We start from the raw sequence: 20,253 nt of genomic DNA on the forward strand, positions 1-20,253 counted from the left end.
AGTTCTCTGCATAAAGCCGATGACGATCCTCGTTTGGGGGGCAGACCGATGATCCCGCATGTCACGTTGGCAGGTTTTGTCCATTCCGCGGCGGGCGCGGTGCATGCCGTTGTGGCAACCCTTTGCATCGGTGTCGGGCTGATCCAGTTCCTGCGCCCGAAGCGCGGTGCGGGCCACCGGGCGCGCGGCTATCTCTACGTCTACGCCATGCTGGTCGCCGACGGGACGGCGATGCTGGTCTATCAGTTCAGCGGCCGCTTCAACCTGTTCCATGTTGGCGCGATCGTGAACTTCGCCTGCATCGTGGCAGCGATTGTTCCGCTGCTGCGCAGCCCGCGGCCGGCCAACTGGAAACTGAAGCACTACTACTTCATCTCCTGGTCCTATGTGTCGCTGATGTCGGCGGCGTCGACGGAAATCGTGGTGCGTCTGCTGCCGCCGATGACGCGCGGGCAAATTGGGCTGACCGCTCTCGTCCTGTCGATCGTGACGATGACGATCGGCTATATCCTGATCGGCAAATATCGCCCGCCGGCGGAAGCGCCGCCGGTGTCCGCCCAGCTCGCCGAGCAGGGTGGGGCGCCGATATGATCGACAGCAAGCAGGCCAGCGCGGCGCTGGCCGACATCAACGACGTCGTCCAGCGCGTCCGTCAGTCGCGGATCTATCAGATCGCGAGCATCATCATCACGCTGTGGGGCGTGCTGCTATTCGTGGCCTACATCGCCAACCATCTCTGGCCCCGGCAGGGTTACACGATCTGGACCGTCACCAATCTCAGCGGCCTTGCGATCAGCACCGCGGTTGGCTTCGTCATCAACCTCCGCTCCGGCAATCGCACCTTTCCGATCCGTTCGACGATCAGCTTCCTGCTGATCAGCGTATTCGGCGTCTACTGTTCGGTCATGCTGGGCCATTTCGGACCGCGCCAGATGATCGTGTTCTGGGTGCTCTACGGCATGCTGTTTTACGCCATCGCCGGCGTGTGGTTCGGTTACGCCTTCATCGTGATCGCGGCCTGCACCAGCGCGCTGACGCTGATCGGCTACTACTATATCGGGCCGGCGTTCCTGTTATGGATGGCGGTGGTGCATGGCGGCGGGCTGATGCTCGGCGGCCTCTGGATGCGCCGGATCTAACGCGATGGCCGAACTCGACGAGATCATCCACCAGCCGCTGCGGCTGCGGATCATGGCGGCGCTCAACGCCTTGCCGGTCTCGACCGGGCTCGAATTCGCCCGGCTGAAGAAGCTGACGGGCGCCACCGACGGCAATCTCGGCGCCCATATCGAGACGCTGGCGAGGGCCGGCTATGTCTCGGTCGACAAGGCCTTCGTAGGCAAGAAGCCGCAGACCACGGTGACCGCGACCGCGGCCGGCCGTGGCGCCTTCGCCCGCCATGTCGCGACCTTGCAGGAGATCATCGCCGGCAAGCAGCCGTGAGCCGGAATGACGGGGAATCGGCCGCCTCGCCCCTTGCAGGCCGGCGGGGATTCGTGCGACCGACACGGGTCTTGCACCCGTTTCTTGCACCCTTTCGAGCCCGTATCAGATGAACATCCTTTTGCTCGGTTCCGGCGGCCGCGAACATGCGCTGGCGTGGAAGATCGCAGCATCCCCGCTGGTGACGAAACTGTGGTGCGCGCCGGGCAATGCCGGGATCGCACGCGAGGCGGAATGCGTCGCGCTCGATGTCGCCGACCATGCCGCTGTGATCGAATTCTGCCGGCGCAACGCGGTCGATCTGGTCGTGGTCGGCCCCGAGACGCCGCTCGCCGCCGGCATCGTCGACGATCTCGCCGCCGTCGACATCAAGGCATTCGGGCCCAATAAGCAGGCCGCCCAGCTCGAGGGCTCCAAGGGTTTCACAAAAGACCTCTGCAGCGAGTTCAACATTCCGACCGGCGCCTATCGCCGCTTCGACAATGCGAAGGACGCGGTCGCCTATGTCCGCGCGCAGGGGGCGCCGATCGTGGTCAAGGCGGACGGGCTTGCGGCCGGCAAGGGCGTCGTGGTGGCGCAGACGCTACTCGAGGCGGAAGCTGCGATCGCGATGATGTTCGAGGGCGCGTTCGGCTCGGCCGGCGCCGAGGTCGTGATCGAGGAATTCCTCTCCGGCCGCGAGATCAGCTTCTTCGCGCTGTGCGACGGCGAGACCGCGATTCCGCTGGCCTCGGCGCAAGACCACAAGCGCGTGTTCGATCACGATCAGGGACCGAACACCGGCGGCATGGGCGCCTACTCGCCGACGCCGTTCGTGACGCCCGAGGTGCATGACCAGATCATGGCGCGGATCATCCTGCCGACCGTCGCCGGGATGAAGAGTCGCGGTACGCCGTTCAAGGGCGTGCTCTATGCCGGCGTGATGCTGACCGCGCAGGGCCCAAAACTGTTCGAATACAATGTCCGCTTCGGCGATCCCGAATGCCAGGTGCTGATGCTGCGGATGATGTCGGACATCGTGCCGGCGCTGCATGCCGCCTGCGAGGGGCAGCTGAAACATTTCGATCTGCGTTGGTACGACGAACCGGCGCTAACGGTCGTGATGGCGGCGAAGGGCTATCCCGGCGACTACATCAAGGGCACGCGGATCGAAGGCCTTGATGACGCCGCCAAAGTCGAGGGCGTCGAGATCTTCCACGCCGGCACGGTTGCCAAGGACGGCGCCATTCTCGCCAATGGTGGGCGGGTGCTGAACGTCTGCGCGATGGCCACGACGGTCACCGAGGCGCGCGACCGCGCCTATCAGGCGGTCGATCGCATCAAATGGCCCGACGGATTCTGCCGGCGCGATATTGGGTGGCAGGCGGTGGAGGCGGAGAGGGGCTAACTCGTCATTCCGGACGACGCGCATCGCGCGTCGATCCGGAATCTCGATGTTGTAAGCACCGTCGTCCCTCAGCTCGAGATTCCGGGTTCGCCGCGTTGCGCCGCCCCGGAATGACGAAGTGGGTCAGAGCAAATCCCCGCCCGCCGCTGATGCGGTGGTGCCGTGCTCGCGGAACGCCTTGATGACGTTCTTGCCGATCTTCCACTTGTGCACCTCGTCGGGGCCGTCGACCAGCCGCTGCGAGCGCACCTGGGTGTACCATTTCGCCAGCGGCGTATCCTGGCTGAAGCCGAGTGCACCGTGGAGCTGGATCGCGGTGTCGATCACCTTGTGCACCATGTGGGCGTGGAAGATCTTCGCGATCGAGTTCTCCTGGCGGATATCGAGGCCCTTCTCCGCCTTGTAGGCGATGTGCAGCAGCATCAGCCGGCCGATATAGAGCTCGCTCGCGCAGTCGGCGAGCATGAACTGCACCGCCTGGCGGTCGGCCAGCAACTGCCCGAAGGTCGAGCGCTTGGTGACATGGGACGCCGCCATGTCGAGCGCGCGCTGCGCCTTGGCGACGTTGTGCATGCCGTGCCGCAGCCGGCCGTAGGCGAGGCGGTGCTGGCCCATGTTGAAGCCGTTGCCCTCGCCGCCGAGCAGATTGTCGGCCGGCACCTTCAGATCCTTGATCTCGATCTCGGAGTGGCCGCCATGGATCACGTCGTCGTGCGGACCCTCGATCGCCATGTTCGCGACGTTGCGCTTGATGCGGTAGCCGGGATTCGGCAGCTCGACGATGAAGGTCGAGTATTGCTTGTGGCGCGGCGCGTTCGGATCGGTCTTCGCCATCACCAGCGCCATGTCGGCGACGCTCGCCGACGACGAGAACCATTTCTCACCGTTGAGGATGTAATTCTCGTTGCCGTCCTTCACCGCCGTGGTCTGCATGCCGGTGGCGTCGGCGCCGGCGGCCTTTTCCGTCATTGAAAAGCAGATGCGCTTCTCGCCGTTCAACAGGGGTTTAAGGAATTTTTCCTTCTGATACTCGGTGCCGTGCGCCAGGATCGTCATCATCGAGGCGTCGTCCGGCCCCTGTGTGTTCATCGAGAGCGCGCCGAGCATGCTCTCGCCGAGCTCCATCTGCACCAGCGCGTTCGCCAGCGGGCCGAGGCCCATACCGCCATACTCCTTCGGCACGAAGGGGCACCACAGACCCTGCGCGCGGGCCTTCTTGCGCAGCGGCCCCAGCACCTCGGCAAGCGGCTTGGTGTCGAGTTCCTTTTCCGCCGGAATGCACTCGTCGTGGACGAATTTGCGGACCTTCTCGCGGATCGCCTTGGCTTCGGCTGGAATCTCGAAATCGATCGACATGGCACTTCCTCGTTTCATGTTGTTGTTGGCTTGGCTTGAGGATGGCATAAACCTCGCCGAAAGCAGCGGCAACGCCGAACAAAGTTTGAAGCAGCGCGGCCGCGACAGGGAAGGGAGCCACCGATGCCTGATCTCGCTGATCTTTTTCCCGGCTATGCCTCCGAATGGGTCAACACCTCGCAGGGCCGCATCTTCGCCCGCGTCGGCGGCAAGGGGCCGCCGCTGCTGTTGCTGCACGGGTTCTCCTCGACCCATGTGATGTGGCACACGGTGGCGCCGAAACTCGACGACAAGTTCACGCTGATCATTGCCGACCTGCCGGGCTATGGCTGGTCCGACATGCCGGACAGCGACAAGGACCATACGCCCTACACCAAGCGGGTCTGGGCGAAAACCATGGTCGAGGTGATGGAGCGGCTCGGCCATGTGCATTTCGCACTTGCCGGTCACGACCGCGGCGGCCGGGTGTCGTATCGGCTCGCGCTCGACCATCCCGGTCGGCTGTCGAAGCTCGCGGTGCTCGATATCGCGCCGACCTATGATTACTGGCAGAAGCTCAATCGCCTCTCGGCGCTGAAGATCTACCACTGGGCCTTCCTGGCGCAGCCTTATCCGCTGCCGGAGACGCTGATCTCCGGCCACGGCGAATTCTTCCTCAAGGAGAAGATGGCGAGCCAGACCAGGAGCAAGACGCTCGATGCCATCGATCCGCGCGCGCTCGAGCATTACCTCGCGCCGTTCCGCGATCCCGCCCGCATCCATGCAATGTGCGAGGACTATCGTGCCGGCGCCTATGCCGACTACGAGATCGACAAGGCCGATGTCGACGCCGGCAAGAAGATCACGATCCCGATGCTGGCGTTGTGGGGCGATGCGGGGGTTGCCAGCGCCGCAACGACGCCGCTCGACACCTGGAAGAACTGGGCGACCAATGTGACCGGCGCGCCGGTGGCGTCAGGGCATTTTCTGCCCGAGGAAGCTCCCGACGCAACGGCGAAGCTGCTGCGGGAGTTTTTCCTGGCGGGATAATGCGGTGCGCGTACCGTCATCCTGAGGTGCGAGCTCTTGCGAGCCTCGAAGGATGAATCGGCCCGGCCGGTGGCCGTGCATCCTTCGAGGCTCGCAAGAGCTCGCACCTCAGGATGACGGGGATGGATACTCGGCTACAAGTTCGTCAGCGCCGCTCCCTGAAGAACTCGCGCAAGAGGCGCGCGGCCTCACGCTCGCCGACGGCGCCATAGACCTCAGGCACGTGGTGGCAGGTCGGCTGCGCGAAGAACCGCACACCTGACTCGACCGCACCGCCCTTGGGGTCGGCGGCGCCGTAATACAGCCGGCGGATGCGGGCAAACGAGATCGCGCCGGCGCACATGGTGCAGGGCTCCAGCGTCACGTAGAGGTCGCAGTCGACCAGCCGTTCGGTGCCGATCGCGTCCGCGGCCTGCCGGATCGCCAGGATTTCGGCATGGGCGGTGGGGTCGCGGTCGGTCAGGGTGCGGTTACCGGCGGTGGCGATCACCTCGTAACCCCTAACAATCACGCATCCGATCGGAACTTCGCCCGATTTTCCGGCGTTTTCGGCCGTTTTCAGCGCCAAATCCATGAAAGAAGGGGCTGTCATGCCTCGTATCATTGCCAGAAACCTGCTAGTAGCTTCGCCTTCAGCAAAAGTGGATGCCGGTTTTGCGTCAAATGCGCTGCCAACAGGCGCGTACGGCCCGTCCCCTTGCACCCCAATTGAACGTCCAGCGAGATTATTCATGCCCCGCGACAGCGACAAAAACAACGATTCCCGCGGCCGGCGTGATCGGCCCGGCGGTGGTCAAGGCCGCGCCGGCGGCGGCAAGGGCCGCTCCGGCGCTGCCCGTGGACCGGACAAGAAATTCGCCAAGCGCGGCTTTGGCGACAAGAAGTTTGCCGGCAAGGGCGATGGCGAGAAGCGGCCCTATCGCGGCGACCGCGAGGACCGTCCGCCGCGCCGCGAGTTCGGCGACAAGCCGAGGTTCAACCGGGACGATCGTCCCCGTGGCGATCGTCCCCCGCGTGACGGCGACGGCGAGAAGCGCAGCTTCAAGCCGCGTGGCGACCGGCCGAGATTTGATCGCGGCGGCGATGCCGAGAAGCGCACGTTCAAGCCGCGCGACGACCGCGGCGGCGAAAAGCGCCCCTACCCCCCCCGTGGCGACCGCCCGAACTACAATCGCGACGACCGCGCGCCGCGTCGCGATCGCGATGACGCCCGCGCGGCGGGGCGCTTTTCCGATCGGAAGTTCGGTGACAAGAAGCCTTACGCAGCGCGCGAGCGTGACGGCGAGAAGCGGCCCTATACGCCGCGTGGCGAGCGATCGTTTGGCGACCGTCCTTCGCGCGGCGGCGATCGGCCCGAACGGAAATTCGGCGGCGACAGCAAGTTCAAGCGCGGTGCGGCGGATCGCGGGGGCGATCGTGATCGTGGTGACCGCGGCCCGCGCAAGGACTTTGGCGATCGGCCGCCGCGCGGCGAATCCAAGCCGTGGCAGAAGCGCGAGGGCGGCTCCGATCGTCCCGAGCGTGGTTCGCGTCCGTTCCGCGACGGCCCGCGCAATTTCGACAAGCCGCGTTACGACAAGCCGCGCGATGATCGCGGCGGCGAGCGGCCCAGGTTCTCGCGTTCCCGCGACGATCGCGAGCAAGGTGACCGTCATGAGCGGCCGAAGTTCAGCCGGCCGCGCTGGAGTCGTGACGAGGAAGGCGGCGAGCGCCGACGCGAACGGCCCGAAGGCCGCACCGACTGGCAGGAGCATCCGCGCAGCGAGGGCCGTTTCGGCGATCGCCCGCGCCGCGACAATGAAAACGACGGCGAGATTTTTGCGAAGCGTCCGGCCTTCGGCGGCCGCGGCGCCTATCGTGAACGTTCCTACGACGATCGCCGCGAGCGTCCCGAGCCGAAGCCGAAGAAATCCGGCGAGCGCATCGCCAAGGTATTGGCACGCGCCGGTCTCGCCTCGCGCCGCGATGCCGAAGAGATCGTCACCCAGGGGCGCGTCACCGTCAACGGACGCGTGATCAATTCGCCGGCGCTCGATATCACCGACAACGATGTCGTGGCGGTCGACGGCAAGCCGTTGCCGCCGCGCGAGCGGACGCGGTTGTTCATGTATCACAAGCCGCGCGGGCTGATGACGACGCATGCCGATCCCGAGGGACGGCCGACCGTGTTCGACAATCTGCCCGAGGGCCTGCCGCGGCTGATCTCGATCGGCCGGCTCGATTTCAACACCGAGGGCCTGCTGCTGCTGACCAATGACGGCGGGCTGGCGCGGACGCTGGAGCATCCCGACACCGGATGGCTGCGCCGCTACCGCGTGCGCGCGCATGGCGAGGTGACGCAGGGCCAGCTCGACCAGCTCAAGAACGGCGTCGAGGTCGACGGTGTCAAATACGGGCCGATCGATGCAACGCTGGAGCGCGACCAGAGCTCCAACGTCTGGGTGGTGTTCGCGATCCGTGAGGGCAAGAACCGCGAGGTGCGCAACGTGATGGCGCATCTCGGGCTCGAGGTGAACCGGCTGATCCGGATCTCCTACGGTCCGTTCCAACTCGGCGAGCTCGAGGAGGGTAAGGTCGAGGAGGTCAAGACGCAGGTGCTGCGCGAACAGCTCGGCGAGAAGATCGCCAAGGTCGCGGGCGCCGATTTCGCGCGGCCGGAGCAGCGCGACGCCGGCGACGGTGACGATACGCGCAAGCCGTCCAAGCCGGTGGCGAAGCGGGCGGTGATCAATGACCGCAAGGGCCGCCGCGTGCTGGTGCAGCGCACCGGCAGCGAGGAAGCCCGCGCGCGCAACGAGGACGAGGCCAGCGGCTACGGCCCGCCGCGCCGTCCCAAGCGCGGCTATCACGGCAAGCGCGATCTCACGCCGAAGGACGAGTAACGGTCGATGCGCGTCGTCGGGGGCAGGCTGAAGGGCCGCAATCTCGCGTCGCCGTCGGGCCGCGAGATCCGCCCGACCGCGGATCGCCTGCGCGAGTCCGTGTTCAACATCCTGATCCACGCCTACGACAATCCGATCGCGGACGCGCGCGTGCTCGACCTGTTTGCCGGCACCGGTGCGCTCGGTATCGAGGCCGTCTCGCGCGGCGCGAAGTTCACGCTGTTCGTCGACAATGGCGCCGAGGCGCGGGCGCTGCTGCGCAACAATGTCGAGTCGCTCGGGCTTGGCGGCACGACCAAGGTCTATCGCCGCGATGCCACCGATCTCGGACCGGCGCATCCGGTCGAGCCGTTCTCGCTGGTGTTTCTCGATCCGCCCTACGGTAAGGGGCTCGCGGACAAGGCGCTCGCCTCGCTGCGCGATGGCGGCTGGCTGACGCCGGGCGCGCTGCTCGTGGTCGAGGAGGCGAAGGCCGCAGCGTTCGCGCCGCCCGCGGGTTTCGAGGAGCTCGAGCGGCGTGCGTATGACGACACGGAGTTCGTGTTTTTGCGCAGGCCGTGATGTTACCGCTTGATGTGCTGTCATCACCCGCGCATGCGGGTGATCCAGTACGCCGAGGCCTCTCGACTGATCACGATCGCCGTGGCGTACTGGATCGCTCGGTCCCGTCTACGCCAAGGCTTCGACGAGGCCTATGATCCCAGGCACGCCGAAGCTTTAGCGAAGGCGGCAAGCCGGGCGATGACAGCGGAGTGTGCAGTCCTACCTGCGCCCGAACAGCTTCTCGATATCGCTCAGCTTCAACTCGACATAGGTCGGACGGCCGTGGTTGCACTGGCCGGAGTTCGGCGTGTCTTCCATCTCGCGGAGCAGCGCGTTCATCTCTTCCGGCTTGAGACGGCGGCCGGCGCGGACCGAGCCGTGGCAGGCCATGGTGGCGGCGACATGCATCAGGCGGCGCTCCAGCGGCAGCGCCTCGTCCCATTCCGCCATGTGTTCGGCGAGGTCGCGCAACAGGCCCGCCGCATTGGCCTTGCCGAGCAGCGAGGGCGTCTCGCGCACCGCGACCGCGCCGGGACCGAAGGATTCGATCGCGAGCCCGAACGACGCCAGCTCCTCGGCGCGGTCGAGCAGCTTCTCGACGGTCGCCTCGTCGAGCTCGACGATCTCGGGGATCAGCAGGATCTGCCGTTGCACGCCGTTCTTCGCCAGCGAGGCCTTCAGTCTCTCATAGACGATGCGCTCATGCGCCGCGTGCTGGTCCACCACGATCAGGCCATCGCGGGTTTGCGAGACGATGTAGGTCTCGTGGATCTGGGTGCGCGCGGCCCCGAGCGGGCGGTCGAGCAGATCGGGCGCGGGCGCCGCCTCGAAACGCACATCGGCGGTCGGCGTGCCGACATCGAAGGCGGCCTGTCCGGGCTCGGCGAACGCGGCCGCCGCCGCGCCCTCGAACGCGCGCATCGGATTGACCGGATATGACGGCGAGCCGCGCCAGTCCCAATTGCCCGGGCGCGGCGGCGTGAAGGCAGGCCGGAACGCCTGCAACGTCGCGCCGTCGGCGGTGTTGGCCGCGGTGCGTCTGCCCTCGCGCGCCAGGCCATCCTTCAAAGCGTGCACGATCAGCGCGCGGACCAGGCCGGCATTGCGGAAGCGCACCTCGGTCTTGGCCGGATGCACATTGGCGTCGACCTCTTGCGGGTCGCAGGTCACGAACAGCGCCACGACGGGATGGCGGTCGCGCGGCAGATAGTCGGAATAGGCCGCGCGCACGGCGCCGAGGATCAGCTTGTCGCGCACCGGGCGGCCGTTGACGAACAGATACTGCCCGAGCGCATTGGCGCGGGTCAGCGATGGCGCGGCGGCGAAACCTTCGACCACGACGCTCTCGCGCTCGGAGCGGACTTCGATGGCGGAGCTGCGGAAATCCGCACCCAGGATATCGCCGAGCCGCGTCAGCCGGCCGGCCGCCCCGGGCAGCGCCGCGGCCCAGGTCACCGGTGCGCGCTCTTCGCCGGCCAGCGTGAAGGCAATGTCGGGGCGCGCCATGGCCAGCCGCCGCACCACTTCACGGATCGCCTCCGCCTCGGTGCGGTCGGTCTTGAGGAACTTCAGCCGCGCCGGCGTTGCGTAGAACAGTTCGTTGACCTCGACGCGGGTGCCCTGGCCGAGCGCAGCCGGCATGATCGCCGACTTCTCGCCGCCTTCGACCGACAGCGACCAGGCGTGCGGCTCGCTGGCATGACGCGTGGTGATGCCGAGTTTTGCAACCGAGCCGATCGACGGCAGCGCCTCGCCGCGGAACCCGAGCGTGCGGATGCGCAGCAAATCTTCGTCGTCGAGCTTGGAGGTGGCGTGGCGGTCGACCGCAAGCGCGAGGTCGGCGCGGGTCATGCCGCTGCCGTCATCGGTGATGCCGATCCGACGCCGCCCGCCGCCATCGGTGAAAACATCGATCCGGCTCGCGCCGGCGTCGATCGCGTTCTCGACCAGTTCCTTGACCACGCTCGCCGGGCGTTCGACCACTTCGCCGGCGGCGATGCGGTTGACGAGCTGTTCTGGGAGCTGGCGGACGGGCATGGATTGGATGTCGGATGAGCGATTCGAGCCTGGTCGCCACTATAAATGGCCGCGCCGGCAAATGCATGGGAGCGCTGCGCCTGCCCGATCCAGCTGGGGATGATTCCGGCCTATCGCCTTGAAGACGCTCATCTTCAGCGACCGGCGCGTTACCCCCTACGTCGCGATTGTGGGGCCGCGCGCGCCGGTATATCGTTTAGATAAATTATAAGTTCTTGCCGGAGGAACGCCATGTGCCATCTTTTCGCGCACCAGCCGCAACGCGACTATGAATCGCACACCCGATCGTTGCGGATCGACGGCCATTGCACCTCGATAAGGCTGGAAATGTCGTTCTGGGACACGCTGGAGGAGATCGCGGCCAAGGAAGGCATGACGCTGGCCAAGTTCCTCACCACCTTGCACAACGAGGTGCTCGACCATCACGGCGAGGTGAACAATTTCGCGTCGCTGCTGCGCTGCTCCTGCCTGATCTACCGCGCCAAGGCGAATGCGCCGGCGGTCGTTCCCGACTATCGCGGCACGGCGGCGCCGATCCTGGACGCGGCGGAATAGGCGTTCGCGCCAACCCATCACGCAAGAGAAAAGCGGCCTTGTCCTGTTGGGCAAGGCCGTTTCAGTGAGAGGGGAATTGGATTTTCTTGCTGGAGGTTCGGTTCTGATTGAATCAGAACCGAACCTCTAGCTTCTTGTTTTGACGCGTTTTCTTCACGCGAACCGGTGCCCGCTTCGCTCGAAAACGCTCTAGATCTCCTTGCGCTGCATTGCGCCGGCGATGTGGTCGGCCTGCCGGATCGCCAGCGACACGATCGTCAGCGTCGGATTGCACGCCGCGCCCGAGGTGAACTGGCTGCCGTCGGAGACGAACAGGTTCTTGATGTCGTGGGTCTGGCCGAACTTGTTGACCACGCCGTCGCGCGGCTTCTCGCTCATCCGGTTGGTGCCCATGTTGTGGGTCGAGGGATAGGGCGGCGTCGGATAGGTCACGGTGGCGCCGACCGCTTCATAGACCGCGGAGCCCTGCTTGTAGGCGTGATCGCGCATCGCGACGTCGTTCGGATGATCGTCGAAATGCACGCTGGCGACCGGCATGCCGAACTTGTCCTTGATCTTCGGGTCCAGCGTGACGCGGTTGGTCTCCTGCGGCATGTCCTCGCCGACCAGCCACATGCCGGCCATCCGCGGATAGCCACCCTCGATCGCGCTGGTGAAGCTGCGGCCCCAGGCGCCGGGATTGAGGAACGCCGCCATGAAGGGCAGGCCGAGCGACAGCGTCTCCATCTCGTAGCCGCCGACGAAGCCGCGCTTCGGATCGTTCTTGGCCTCGTCGCGGATGATGCCGGCCATCGTGGTGCCGCGATACATGTGCACCGACTTCTCGAAGCTCGCATACACGCTGCCGGTCATGTGCCGCATGTAGTTGCGGCCGACCTGGCCGGACGAGTTGGCGAGCCCGTCGGGGAACATGCTGGAGGCGCTGTTGAGCAGCAGCCGCGGGCTCTCGATCGAGTTGCCGGCGACCGCGACCACGCGCGCCTTCTGGCGCTGTATCGCGCCGCTCGTATCGGCATAGACCACGCCGGTGACTTTCCCGGACTGGTCGTGCTCGATCTTGATCACCATGCTGCCGGGGCGCACCTCGAGATTGCCGGTGGCTTCGCCCTTCGGAATCTCGGTGTAGAGCGTCGACCATTTGGCGCCCGACTTGCAGCTCTGGAAGCAGAAGCCGATCTGCTGGCAGGAGCCGCGGCCGTCGCGCGGTTCGCTGTTGATCGCCATCCGCCCGGTGTGGACTTCCTTGTAGCCGAGCTTTTTGGCGCCGGCCTCCATCACCTGGAAGTTGTTGTTGCCGGGAAGTCCGGGGATGCCGTTGGTGCGGGTGACGCCCATCTTGTCCTCGGCCTTGGCGTACCACGGCTCCATTTCGGCGAGCGTGATCGGCCAGTCGATCAAGTTGGCGCCGGGGATGTTGCCGTAGGCGGACTTGATCTTGAACTCATGCTCGTCGAAGCGCAGCGATGCGCCGGCCCAGTGCGTGGTCGAGCCGCCGACCGCCTTCACGATCCAGGCCGGCAGGCCCGCAAAGTCCTTGGCGACGCGCCAGCTTCCCGACGTGGAGCGCGCGTCGGCCCAGGCGAGCTGGGTGAAGCTGTCCCACTCGTCATTGATGAAGTCCTGGTTCTCGATACGCGGACCGGCCTCCAGGATCACGACCTTGACGCCCTTCTGCGCCAGTTCATTGCCGAGCGTTCCGCCGCCGGCGCCGGAGCCGACGATCACGACAACGCCGCTGTCATTCAGATCGAATTTTGCCATTGTTTCCTCCCGAGCGTTCGTTGTCCGATTCAGGCTTTCGGCAGCCAGTCGATATCGGCGAAGCCGCGCTTGATGTAGCCGCCATGCTCGGCGGAGGAGCCCTCGTAGCCGAACCTCGGCCACACCTCCTTGTTGTTGTAGAGCGAGACGATGAGGTCGCCGCGGATCTGCTGGAAGAACGCGCTTCCCTCGATCTGCTGCAGCAGCGCGACGCGATCGTTCTCCCAGGCGACCTGGACATAGGGCATCTTGTGGCGGTCGTTGGCCGCCTGATCCAGCCGCGCTACGCCGTTATTGATCAGCGATTTGACCGCCGGATCCTTCGCCGCCTTCGCATCCCACGGCTTGACCGCGGTGATGTAATAGCTGTCGCCGAGGAAGTCGTGCGGATAGATGTCGCGCGCCATCTTCAACAGCGTCTTCAGCGTGGCCGGCGGCAGCGTCGAGGCCTCATCGGCCCACGCGTCGGTGATGCCGAGCCCGGTGGAGGTCGCGATCGCGACTGCCGGTGCGGTGGCGGCCGCGCCTTTGAGGAAGACACGCCGGTCATATTTGCTGCGTCGATCGATTTCTCTCATGGGTTTCCTCCGTCAATTTTTGTTTGTGCAATTGTATTGTTATTGCTCTAACCGAACCGCCCGCCGCGCTGGATCACCTCGATCTTGTAGCCGTCGGGATCGGAGACAAAGAAGAAGCGCGCCAGCGTCTTGCCGTCATGCTTGAAGTCGCGCAGCGGCCCGGGCGACAGTTTCTCCTTTTCGAAGCGTGCGTGCTCGGTGTCGACGTCATCGACCACGACGGCGAGATGGCCGTAGCCGTCGCCGAGCGCATAGGGCTCCTTGCGATCGAAATTCACCGTGAGCTCGACCTCGAACGGCGAGGAGGGATGGCGCAGATAGATCAGCGCGAAATCGGGAAATCGCAGATTGTCCGCGATCTCGAGGCCGAACGCGCGCTTGTAGAAGTCGAGCGCCCTGGCCTCGTCGAACACGCGGATCATCGAGTGCACGGGTTTCGCCATTCAGTTCAGCTCCTTCAGGTAGGCGATGATCATGGCGCGGGTTTCCGGCTTGGCCTGCCGATAGGCCATCACGGCGCCAGGGATCACCTCCTGCGGATTGGCCAGCCAGGCATCGAGCCTGGCGTCGTCCCAGACGAAATCCGCCTTGGTAAAGCCCGCGGAATATTTGAAGCCGTCGGCCTGGCCGGCATGGCGGCCGACGATCTTGAAGAGCGACGGTCCCTGCCGGACGGGATCCGATGTGTTGGTGGTGTGGCAGGTCGCGCATTGCTGCTTGAACAGCGTCGCCCCGTCGGGCGGCTTGGCGGCAGGCAATGGCATTTGCGCGCCGGCCATTTGCACTGCAAACATCGCGCTGCAAAATCCCAGCGCCAACGTCCACTTGGCCCGCAGCTTTGTCATATACATCACCGCCTCTGTGCGGTGACTGTAGGAGGCTGAAATCGGCCATTGGTAGTAGCGGGCTGTTTCACCGCAGAACAAAGATGGGCGGTGATCTGGCGCGGAACCGATCGTTGCCGCATATGCGAACGACAAATCCGCAAAATGACCGCGAAATCCCTGCACGATCACCACACGACGCAGCTTGCATTGCGCGTGCGCCGTTTGCGGAAAATTCAGTCTCGCGCGATGGGGTTCAGGGTCGGCGCTGCAAACGGCGCACGTCCTGCGCCGCTCCGTCCATCGTCAATTAAAGTCCAGGAGAAATGGATGACGTTTGTGAAAACCAGCGTGCTCGCCCTTGCCGTCTCAGCCGCGATGGCCGGCCCCGTTCTGGCGCAAGGGGCTGCATCGGATACCCAGCTTCGCGGCGGTGCACAGGGCAGGGGTACCATGCAGCAAGGCGGCGGCATGTCCGGCAGCGGCGATGAGGAGATGGCAGCGCAACCGACTGCTCCGACGCAGAAGAGCGGGGCCAACGCCAAGGCGGGCAGCAAGGGAACGGTCGGCAGCGGCCACGCCACGCCGAAGTCCAGCGGTTCCGAGATGGCGCCGGGGACCAAAAAATATTGATCCCGCAATGATCGGATACCGGATGCAGCGCCGCGCGTGCGCTGCGTCCGGTGCTCCTCAATCGTCGAAACGGCGGGTGCCGCGGCCGGCCTTGATGTCGCTGCGGTGCTTCTTGCCCTCGAGCCGGCGCTGCTTGGAGCCGAATGTCGGCTTGGTCGGGCGGCGCGGTGTCGGCCGCACCATTGCTTCCTTCAGCATCTCAAGCAGCCGCTCGATCGCGTCAGTGCGATTGCGCTCCTGGGTGCGAAAGCGGAAGGCCTGGATCACGATCACGCCGTCCTTGGTCATGCGGCTGCCCGCGAGGCGCGCCAGCCGCTGCGCCGCGTCCGGCGGCAGCGTGATCTTGTGCGTGTCGAAGCGGAGCTGCGCTGCGGTCGAGACCTTGTTGACATTCTGTCCGCCCGGTCCGGAGGCGCGGACAAACACGATCTCAATGTCGTTCTCGTCGATCGTAAGGTCGCGGGACACCCGCAGCATGACATCACCCGGTGGGGAAGAATCGGCGGCCGCAGGATAGCGGGTTTGCGCTGGGCGTGCTCGGGCGGTGTTGATAGGATTTGCGTTACGTCTGCTACCGGAGTGCGGGGCCACCCCTCTCCCCAACCCTCCCCCGCATCCGCCTTCGCCAAGAGGCTTCGGCGGACAAGAGGGGGGAGGGAGCCCATCCGCCGGTGCGTCCCTAACGATCCAGCCAAATCGCCAGCTGTGACGTGATGCGAGAACACGATGTGAGGTGAGCACGCCTGTCAGGCTCCCTCCCCCCTTGCGGGGGAGGGTTGGGGGAGAGGGGTGGCCACAACGGAGGTGTGTGTAGAAGTCGGTACGTGCCGAAGCGCGTCAGTTCGCCTTCGGCGGCGCCGACACCGGCTGCGCCGCGGCTTGCGGGGAGCGGCCGACGATTACGGTGAGCAGGCCGTTGCCCCAGAGCTTTTTGGCGACCCGCTTGGCGTCGTCGAGCGTCACCGCATCGACGATGGCGTTGCGCTTCTCGATGTAATCGATCGGCAGCTTGTCGAGCTGGTACTGCAGCATCGCCTGCGCGAGCTTGGAGGAGGTGTCGAGTGCCAGCATCTGCGAGCCCTTCAGATAGGACTTCGCCTCGTCGAGTTCCTTCTGCGTCGGGCCTTCCTCGGCGATGCGGCGGACTTCGGCATCGATCGCATCGACGGTCTCGCCGGCGCGATCGGCGCGGGTGCCGGTGTTGCCGATGAACAGCGCGGAGTGATCCATCCAGACCAGCGCTTCATAGATCGAATAGGCCAGCCCGCGCTTCTCGCGCACTTCCTTGTAGAGCCGCGACGACGACCCGCCGCCGCCGAGAATGTGGTTCACCACATAGGCCGGCATGAAATCCGGGTCGTGCCTGTTGATGCCGGGGCCGCCGAAAGTGACGACGGTCTGCGGCACGTCGAGCGGGACAAAGGCGCGCTGTGGCGGCTTGGTCGCCGCGACGTCGGGAATCGGCGCCAATTCGGCCTTCGCGGGCAGGCCGCCGAAGGTCTTGTCCAGGAGCTTGCCGAGCGTCTCAGGGTCGACGTCGCCGACCACGGCGATGCGCAGCGTATCCTTGGCGATGATGCGGCGGACATAGTCCTTCAGGTCCGATATCTCGATGGTCGGTACGCTCTCGAGCGTGCCGGTGGCGGTCCTGGCATAGGGATGATCGCCGAATGCGAGCTCGAGGAACTTGCGGCCGGCCAGCGACGACGGATTGGTCGATTCGCGGCGCAGGTTCGAGATCACCTGAGCGCGGATGCGTTCGACGTCCTTCGGCTCGAACCGCGCCGAGGTCAGTGCCATCCGCAACAGGTCGTAGGCTTCGTCCTTGTTGTCCTTGAGCATGCGCAGCGAGCCGCGGAATTGATCGCGGTTCGACTGGAAGCTGAGCTCGATGGCGCGGCGCTCGAGCCGCTCGTGATAGGTCTTGGAATCGAGATCGCCGGAGCCCTCGTCGAGTAGGTCGGCGACCAGATTGCCGACGCCGGGCTTGCCGGGCGGATCCTGGCTGGCGCCGCCGCTGAAGGAATATTCCATCGCGATCAGCGGCACGGTCGCATCCTGCACGAACCACGCCTCGATGCCGCCGGGTGACACCAGCCGCTGGATCTTGGCCGCGGCCTGCGAGGGCGCCGATGACAGCGAAAGCAGCGCGGCGCAGGCGCCACCGATCAGCGCTGCACGGCGGGTCAGGGAATAGATCACGAGCGCTTCTCCTCGCGTTTCGGCGCAGTATCCTTGATCAGATAGCCGGTCACCGACCGCTTCTTGTCGAGCCAGGTGGCGGCCGCGGCACGCACCTGCTCGGCGGTCACGGCGCGAATGCGATCCGGCCAGCTCCTGATGTCGTCGATGCTGAGCCCGGTGGTCAGCGCTCCGCCATACCAACGAGCCAGCGTCGCCTGATTGTCCTGGGCGTAGATCGCTTCCGCGATGAGCTGGGTCTTGACCCGTTCGAGGTCCTCGGCGCGGGCCGGGTTCTGCGCGAGGTCGGCGATCACCTTGTCGATCGCGTCCTCGATCTGGGCGAACTCGACGCCCGCCTTGGGCGTCACCGAGATCGAGAATTGCGACGGATCGAGCGAAGTGCCCTGGTAGCCGGCGCCGGCCGAGATCGCGAGGCCCTTGTCGATCACCAGCGAGCGATAGAGGTAGGAGTTGGCGCCGCCGCCCATCAACTGCGCGAGCACATCGAGCGCCTGGCTTTCGCCCGATGCGGCTGTGGTCGCCGAGGGCACCAAATAATAGCGGCGAAGGCCCGGCTGTTCGACACGCGGATCGGACAGCGTCACGGTGCGCGGTGCGGCCGGCGTCGGCTCCTGCGGCCGGACGCGCTTCTCGGGAATTGCCTTCTGCGCCGGGATCGGGCCGAAATTCTTCTCGACCAGCGGGCGGATATCCTTGACGTCGACGTCGCCGGCGATGACCAGGATCGCGTTGTTCGGCGCGTAGAAGCGCCGGTAGAAGGCGAGCGCATCCTCGCGGTCGAGCTTCTCGATCTCCTGGTGCCAGCCGATCACCGGCCGGCCGTAGGGATGGTTGAGATAGAGCGCGGCCATGATCTGCTCGGTGAGCCGGGCGTCCGGGTTGTTGGCAACGCGCATGTTGTACTCTTCGAGCACGACGTCGCGCTCGGGCAGCACATTCTCGTCCTTCAGGATCAGGCCGGTCATGCGGTCGGCCTCGAACTCCATCATGGAGGCGAGCTGCTCGCGCGGCACGCGCTGGAAGTAGCCGGTATAGTCAACCGAGGTGAAGGCGTTCTCGTTGCCGCCGACCCGCAGCACGGTCTTCGAGAACTCGCCCTCCGGATGCTTGGCGGTGCCCTTGAACATCAGATGCTCGAGGAAATGCGCCAGCCCCGATTTGCCGGGCGTCTCGTCGGCGGAGCCCACCTTGTACCAGATCATCTGCGTGACGACCGGCGTGCGGCGATCGGGGATCACCACGACCTGCAGGCCGTTATCGAGCGTGAAGCTGGCGGGGCGTTCCGAGGTGACGGTGGTCTGGGCGCGGAGGCTGGCGCCCGACAGCGGGATCGTGGAAACAAATGCGGCAGCAAACAGGGCAATCGATCGGCGTGAGGGCATCATGATCCTTGTTGAAGCCCGGACACACAGCCGGGGCGCGAAAGCAAGCCATCGTACACGGTCGCATCCGTGCCCGTCGTCACGAAGCGGAGAGACACGCGTCACCCCGCATTAAGCTTTGCTCATGTCAGCCTTCGCCCGCAGAGGCCAAGTGATCGGGCCAATCGATCACTGCACCGGTTTTCCGGACATGACGTCGTACTGGCCCTCTTTCGCCACCGGCTGCATCGGTCCAGTGCCATAGGCAAAGCCCGATGATGGCGTCTGGTAGCCGGGCGGCGGCTCGGTCAGGGATTCGCGCGTCGGCTCACCCTTGAACGGCTTGGACTCGCTGCTGTTTCCCTTGAATATGCCGAGCAGGCCACCATTGTAACCGAGCTGGCTCGGCGACAGCGCCGGATTCGTGCTCACGCCAGGCTCGAGCGGCTCTTTCCGGCCGTCGGTGGCCGTCTGCTGCTTGCGGCCGGCCTCGATCTCGGCCTGCGTCAGCGGCATCGCCGACTCCCAGGACTCCTTCTTGACTTCCTTCTTGCGCGCCGCGATCGCGGCCTTGCGCCTGGCGATATCGGGGTCCTTCGGCCAGTTCGGCGCATTGACCTGGGCGGCCGAAGCGGGCGGTGGCAGGTCGAGCTTCGGCGGCACCACCAGCGGCGAGCGCTCGCGGTAGTCGATGCCCTTGCTGGCCGCGCTCTTGGCGCCGAGCCCGGTCATCAGATTGTCGACGATCCGCTCTTCGAAGGTCAGGCCGTCATCGCCATCGTCGTCATCGTCGCCGGCGCGCACCGGGCCGGCCGTCATGACGAGGCCGATTCCGGCCGCAACGAACGCCAGGCGGAGGCCGCGCATCAGCGGCATCCGGGAGGTCTCGATCAGGTAACCGCGGGCTTTGGTGTTGCGCATCGCGCTATTCCCATCTCAAAATTCGCCCGAGCGATCACTGGCTTAGCGCTCAGTTCCGCTGGGTGCAAGTCGGCCGCCGACCGGCTCGTATCGGCCGGGATCAGGGCGCTTTTACGGCGGGGGTCCCCATCACGGAATCATACAATAGGGCCGCCACGCCAGCAACGATCGCCACATCGGCGAGGTTGAATACGTACCAATTGAAGGTTTTTCCCCCGATCTCGACATGAAACAGGGCGAAATCGACCACGGCGCCGTAGGCGAAGCGGTCGATGCCGTTCCCGATCGCGCCGCCGATGATCAGCCCCAGCGACAGCGTCGCCAGCCAGGTCCGCGACCGCGCCATCCAGATCGCCAGGGCGATCACGGCGGCCGCCTTGACCACCATCAGCAGAATCTGGGCCGCCGGGGTCTCGCTCTGAAACCAGCCGAAACTGATCCCGGGATTCCAGGCAAGTACCAGGTCGAAGAACGGCGTCACCTGCACCGCGCCGCGGTGGGCAATGCCGAAGACGTACAGGAGCCAGAGCTTGGAGGCCTGGTCGGCGATCAGGGTGATGACTGCCGCGATCACGCCGGTGCGGACAGCAGGGGTCATCGGCTTGCCGCCAAAGGCGTCGTCCCGGCGAAGGCCGGGACCCATACGCCGTGCCGGGTATTGTTTGAATGACTCGGGGTCATCAACCTTCGTCCATTCGAGACAGCGGTGGTTATGGGTCCCGGCCCCCGTGCGCAATT

The 20,253-nt window shown here is 65.5% G+C and carries 21 protein-coding genes; 9 read left to right on the forward strand and 12 right to left on the reverse strand.

All coding sequences use genetic code 11. From position 1 onward, the window contains the following. Nucleotides 1–48 precede the first annotated feature (48 nt). From HAP54_RS21125 to purD, 4 genes are all read left to right on the forward strand, one after another. Entirely contained in the window at nucleotides 49–591 is a 543-nt protein-coding gene (locus HAP54_RS21125; protein ID WP_166303490.1) for a DUF2306 domain-containing protein, read from the forward strand. Next, nucleotides 588–1,139, forward strand: coding sequence for a hypothetical protein (locus HAP54_RS21130; RefSeq protein WP_166303493.1), 552 nt, complete (start codon nucleotides 588–590; stop codon nucleotides 1,137–1,139). The genes HAP54_RS21125 and HAP54_RS21130 overlap by 4 nt, the downstream gene beginning before the upstream one ends. A 4-nt stretch (nucleotides 1,140–1,143) precedes the next feature. Continuing rightward, the gene (locus tag HAP54_RS21135) at nucleotides 1,144–1,443 is read left to right on the forward strand and encodes a winged helix-turn-helix domain-containing protein (protein WP_166303496.1); all 300 of its coding nucleotides are present in this window, start codon (nucleotides 1,144–1,146) and stop codon (nucleotides 1,441–1,443) included. Nucleotides 1,444–1,552: 109 nt separating this feature from the next. Next, nucleotides 1,553–2,830 carry a phosphoribosylamine--glycine ligase gene (gene purD, locus HAP54_RS21140; protein ID WP_166303499.1) on the forward strand — a complete coding sequence of 426 codons (1,278 nt, stop codon included), beginning with the start codon at nucleotides 1,553–1,555 and terminating at the stop codon, nucleotides 2,828–2,830. A 123-nt stretch (nucleotides 2,831–2,953) separates the two neighbouring features. On the opposite strand, the gene HAP54_RS21145 is transcribed toward purD, so the two are convergent. Then, nucleotides 2,954–4,186: an acyl-CoA dehydrogenase family protein gene (locus HAP54_RS21145; protein ID WP_166303502.1), complete on the reverse strand. Its 1,233-nt coding sequence runs from the start codon at nucleotides 4,184–4,186 to the stop codon at nucleotides 2,954–2,956. 123 nt (nucleotides 4,187–4,309) lie between these two features. On the opposite strand from HAP54_RS21145, the gene HAP54_RS21150 reads away from it, so the two are divergent. Beyond that, nucleotides 4,310–5,215: an alpha/beta fold hydrolase gene (locus HAP54_RS21150; protein ID WP_166303505.1), complete on the forward strand. Its 906-nt coding sequence runs from the start codon at nucleotides 4,310–4,312 to the stop codon at nucleotides 5,213–5,215. Between the two features lie 145 nt (nucleotides 5,216–5,360). Here the strand turns inward: HAP54_RS21150 and HAP54_RS21155 are convergent, their stop codons facing one another. Then, on the reverse strand, nucleotides 5,361–5,819 hold the full coding sequence (locus HAP54_RS21155) for a nucleoside deaminase (RefSeq protein ID WP_166303511.1): 459 nt from the start codon (nucleotides 5,817–5,819) through the stop codon (nucleotides 5,361–5,363). A gap of 127 nt (nucleotides 5,820–5,946) precedes the next feature. Between HAP54_RS21155 and HAP54_RS21160 the strand changes: the two genes are divergently transcribed. Then, nucleotides 5,947–8,097: a pseudouridine synthase gene (locus HAP54_RS21160; protein ID WP_166303514.1), complete on the forward strand. Its 2,151-nt coding sequence runs from the start codon at nucleotides 5,947–5,949 to the stop codon at nucleotides 8,095–8,097. A gap of 6 nt (nucleotides 8,098–8,103) precedes the next feature. Beyond that, complete coding sequence (gene rsmD / locus HAP54_RS21165) at nucleotides 8,104–8,658, forward strand: 16S rRNA (guanine(966)-N(2))-methyltransferase RsmD (RefSeq protein ID WP_166303517.1); 555 nt, start codon at nucleotides 8,104–8,106, stop codon at nucleotides 8,656–8,658. A 201-nt stretch (nucleotides 8,659–8,859) separates the two neighbouring features. Here the strand turns inward: rsmD and mutL are convergent, their stop codons facing one another. Beyond that, nucleotides 8,860–10,677, reverse strand: a complete 1,818-nt coding sequence (mutL, locus tag HAP54_RS21170; RefSeq protein ID WP_166303520.1) for a DNA mismatch repair endonuclease MutL — start codon at nucleotides 10,675–10,677, stop codon at nucleotides 8,860–8,862. Between the two features lie 231 nt (nucleotides 10,678–10,908). Here mutL and HAP54_RS21175 point away from each other — a divergent pair, with 231 nt between their 5' ends. Beyond that, nucleotides 10,909–11,232, forward strand: a complete 324-nt coding sequence (locus HAP54_RS21175) for a ribbon-helix-helix domain-containing protein (RefSeq protein ID WP_166303523.1) — start codon at nucleotides 10,909–10,911, stop codon at nucleotides 11,230–11,232. Between the two features lie 189 nt (nucleotides 11,233–11,421). Here the strand turns inward: HAP54_RS21175 and HAP54_RS21180 are convergent, their stop codons facing one another. The 4 genes from HAP54_RS21180 to HAP54_RS21195 are packed head-to-tail and all read right to left on the reverse strand — an operon-like array spanning nucleotide 11,422 to nucleotide 14,335. Then, nucleotides 11,422–12,993, reverse strand: a complete 1,572-nt coding sequence (locus HAP54_RS21180; RefSeq protein ID WP_166303526.1) for a GMC family oxidoreductase — start codon at nucleotides 12,991–12,993, stop codon at nucleotides 11,422–11,424. Nucleotides 12,994–13,022: 29 nt separating this feature from the next. After that, nucleotides 13,023–13,571 carry a gluconate 2-dehydrogenase subunit 3 family protein gene (locus HAP54_RS21185; RefSeq protein ID WP_166303529.1) on the reverse strand — a complete coding sequence of 183 codons (549 nt, stop codon included), beginning with the start codon at nucleotides 13,569–13,571 and terminating at the stop codon, nucleotides 13,023–13,025. Between the two features lie 47 nt (nucleotides 13,572–13,618). Next, complete coding sequence (locus tag HAP54_RS21190) at nucleotides 13,619–14,014, reverse strand: VOC family protein (RefSeq protein ID WP_166303531.1); 396 nt, start codon at nucleotides 14,012–14,014, stop codon at nucleotides 13,619–13,621. Then, nucleotides 14,015–14,335 (reverse strand): c-type cytochrome, encoded by a 321-nt coding sequence (locus HAP54_RS21195; RefSeq protein ID WP_029081924.1) that lies wholly within the window; start codon nucleotides 14,333–14,335, stop codon nucleotides 14,015–14,017. It abuts the gene before it with no gap. A 225-nt stretch (nucleotides 14,336–14,560) separates the two neighbouring features. Between HAP54_RS21195 and HAP54_RS21200 the strand changes: the two genes are divergently transcribed. Further along, on the forward strand, nucleotides 14,561–15,028 hold the full coding sequence (locus HAP54_RS21200) for a hypothetical protein (RefSeq protein WP_224741845.1): 468 nt from the start codon (nucleotides 14,561–14,563) through the stop codon (nucleotides 15,026–15,028). Between the two features lie 57 nt (nucleotides 15,029–15,085). Here the strand turns inward: HAP54_RS21200 and arfB are convergent, their stop codons facing one another. The 5 genes from arfB to lspA all read right to left on the reverse strand — a co-directional run bounded on the left by arfB (nucleotide 15,086) and on the right by lspA (nucleotide 20,113). Then, nucleotides 15,086–15,505 carry an alternative ribosome rescue aminoacyl-tRNA hydrolase ArfB gene (arfB, locus tag HAP54_RS21205; RefSeq protein WP_166303534.1) on the reverse strand — a complete coding sequence of 140 codons (420 nt, stop codon included), beginning with the start codon at nucleotides 15,503–15,505 and terminating at the stop codon, nucleotides 15,086–15,088. Nucleotides 15,506–15,865: 360 nt separating this feature from the next. After that, entirely contained in the window at nucleotides 15,866–17,230 is a 1,365-nt protein-coding gene (locus tag HAP54_RS21210; protein WP_166303537.1) for a M16 family metallopeptidase, read from the reverse strand. Next, entirely contained in the window at nucleotides 17,227–18,618 is a 1,392-nt protein-coding gene (locus tag HAP54_RS21215; protein ID WP_175619468.1) for a M16 family metallopeptidase, read from the reverse strand. Before HAP54_RS21215 ends, HAP54_RS21210 begins: the two co-directional genes overlap by 4 nt. Before the next feature lie 165 nt (nucleotides 18,619–18,783). Further along, a complete protein-coding gene (locus HAP54_RS21220) occupies nucleotides 18,784–19,515 on the reverse strand; it encodes a hypothetical protein (RefSeq protein ID WP_166303543.1) in 732 nt (243 codons plus the stop codon). Nucleotides 19,516–19,615: 100 nt separating this feature from the next. Next, on the reverse strand, nucleotides 19,616–20,113 hold the full coding sequence (gene lspA / locus HAP54_RS21225) for a signal peptidase II (protein ID WP_166308204.1): 498 nt from the start codon (nucleotides 20,111–20,113) through the stop codon (nucleotides 19,616–19,618). Nucleotides 20,114–20,253 lie beyond the last annotated feature (140 nt).

It is taken from the genome of Bradyrhizobium sp. 2S1, assembly GCF_011516625.5.
Taxonomy (GTDB): domain Bacteria; phylum Pseudomonadota; class Alphaproteobacteria; order Rhizobiales; family Xanthobacteraceae; genus Bradyrhizobium; species Bradyrhizobium septentrionale.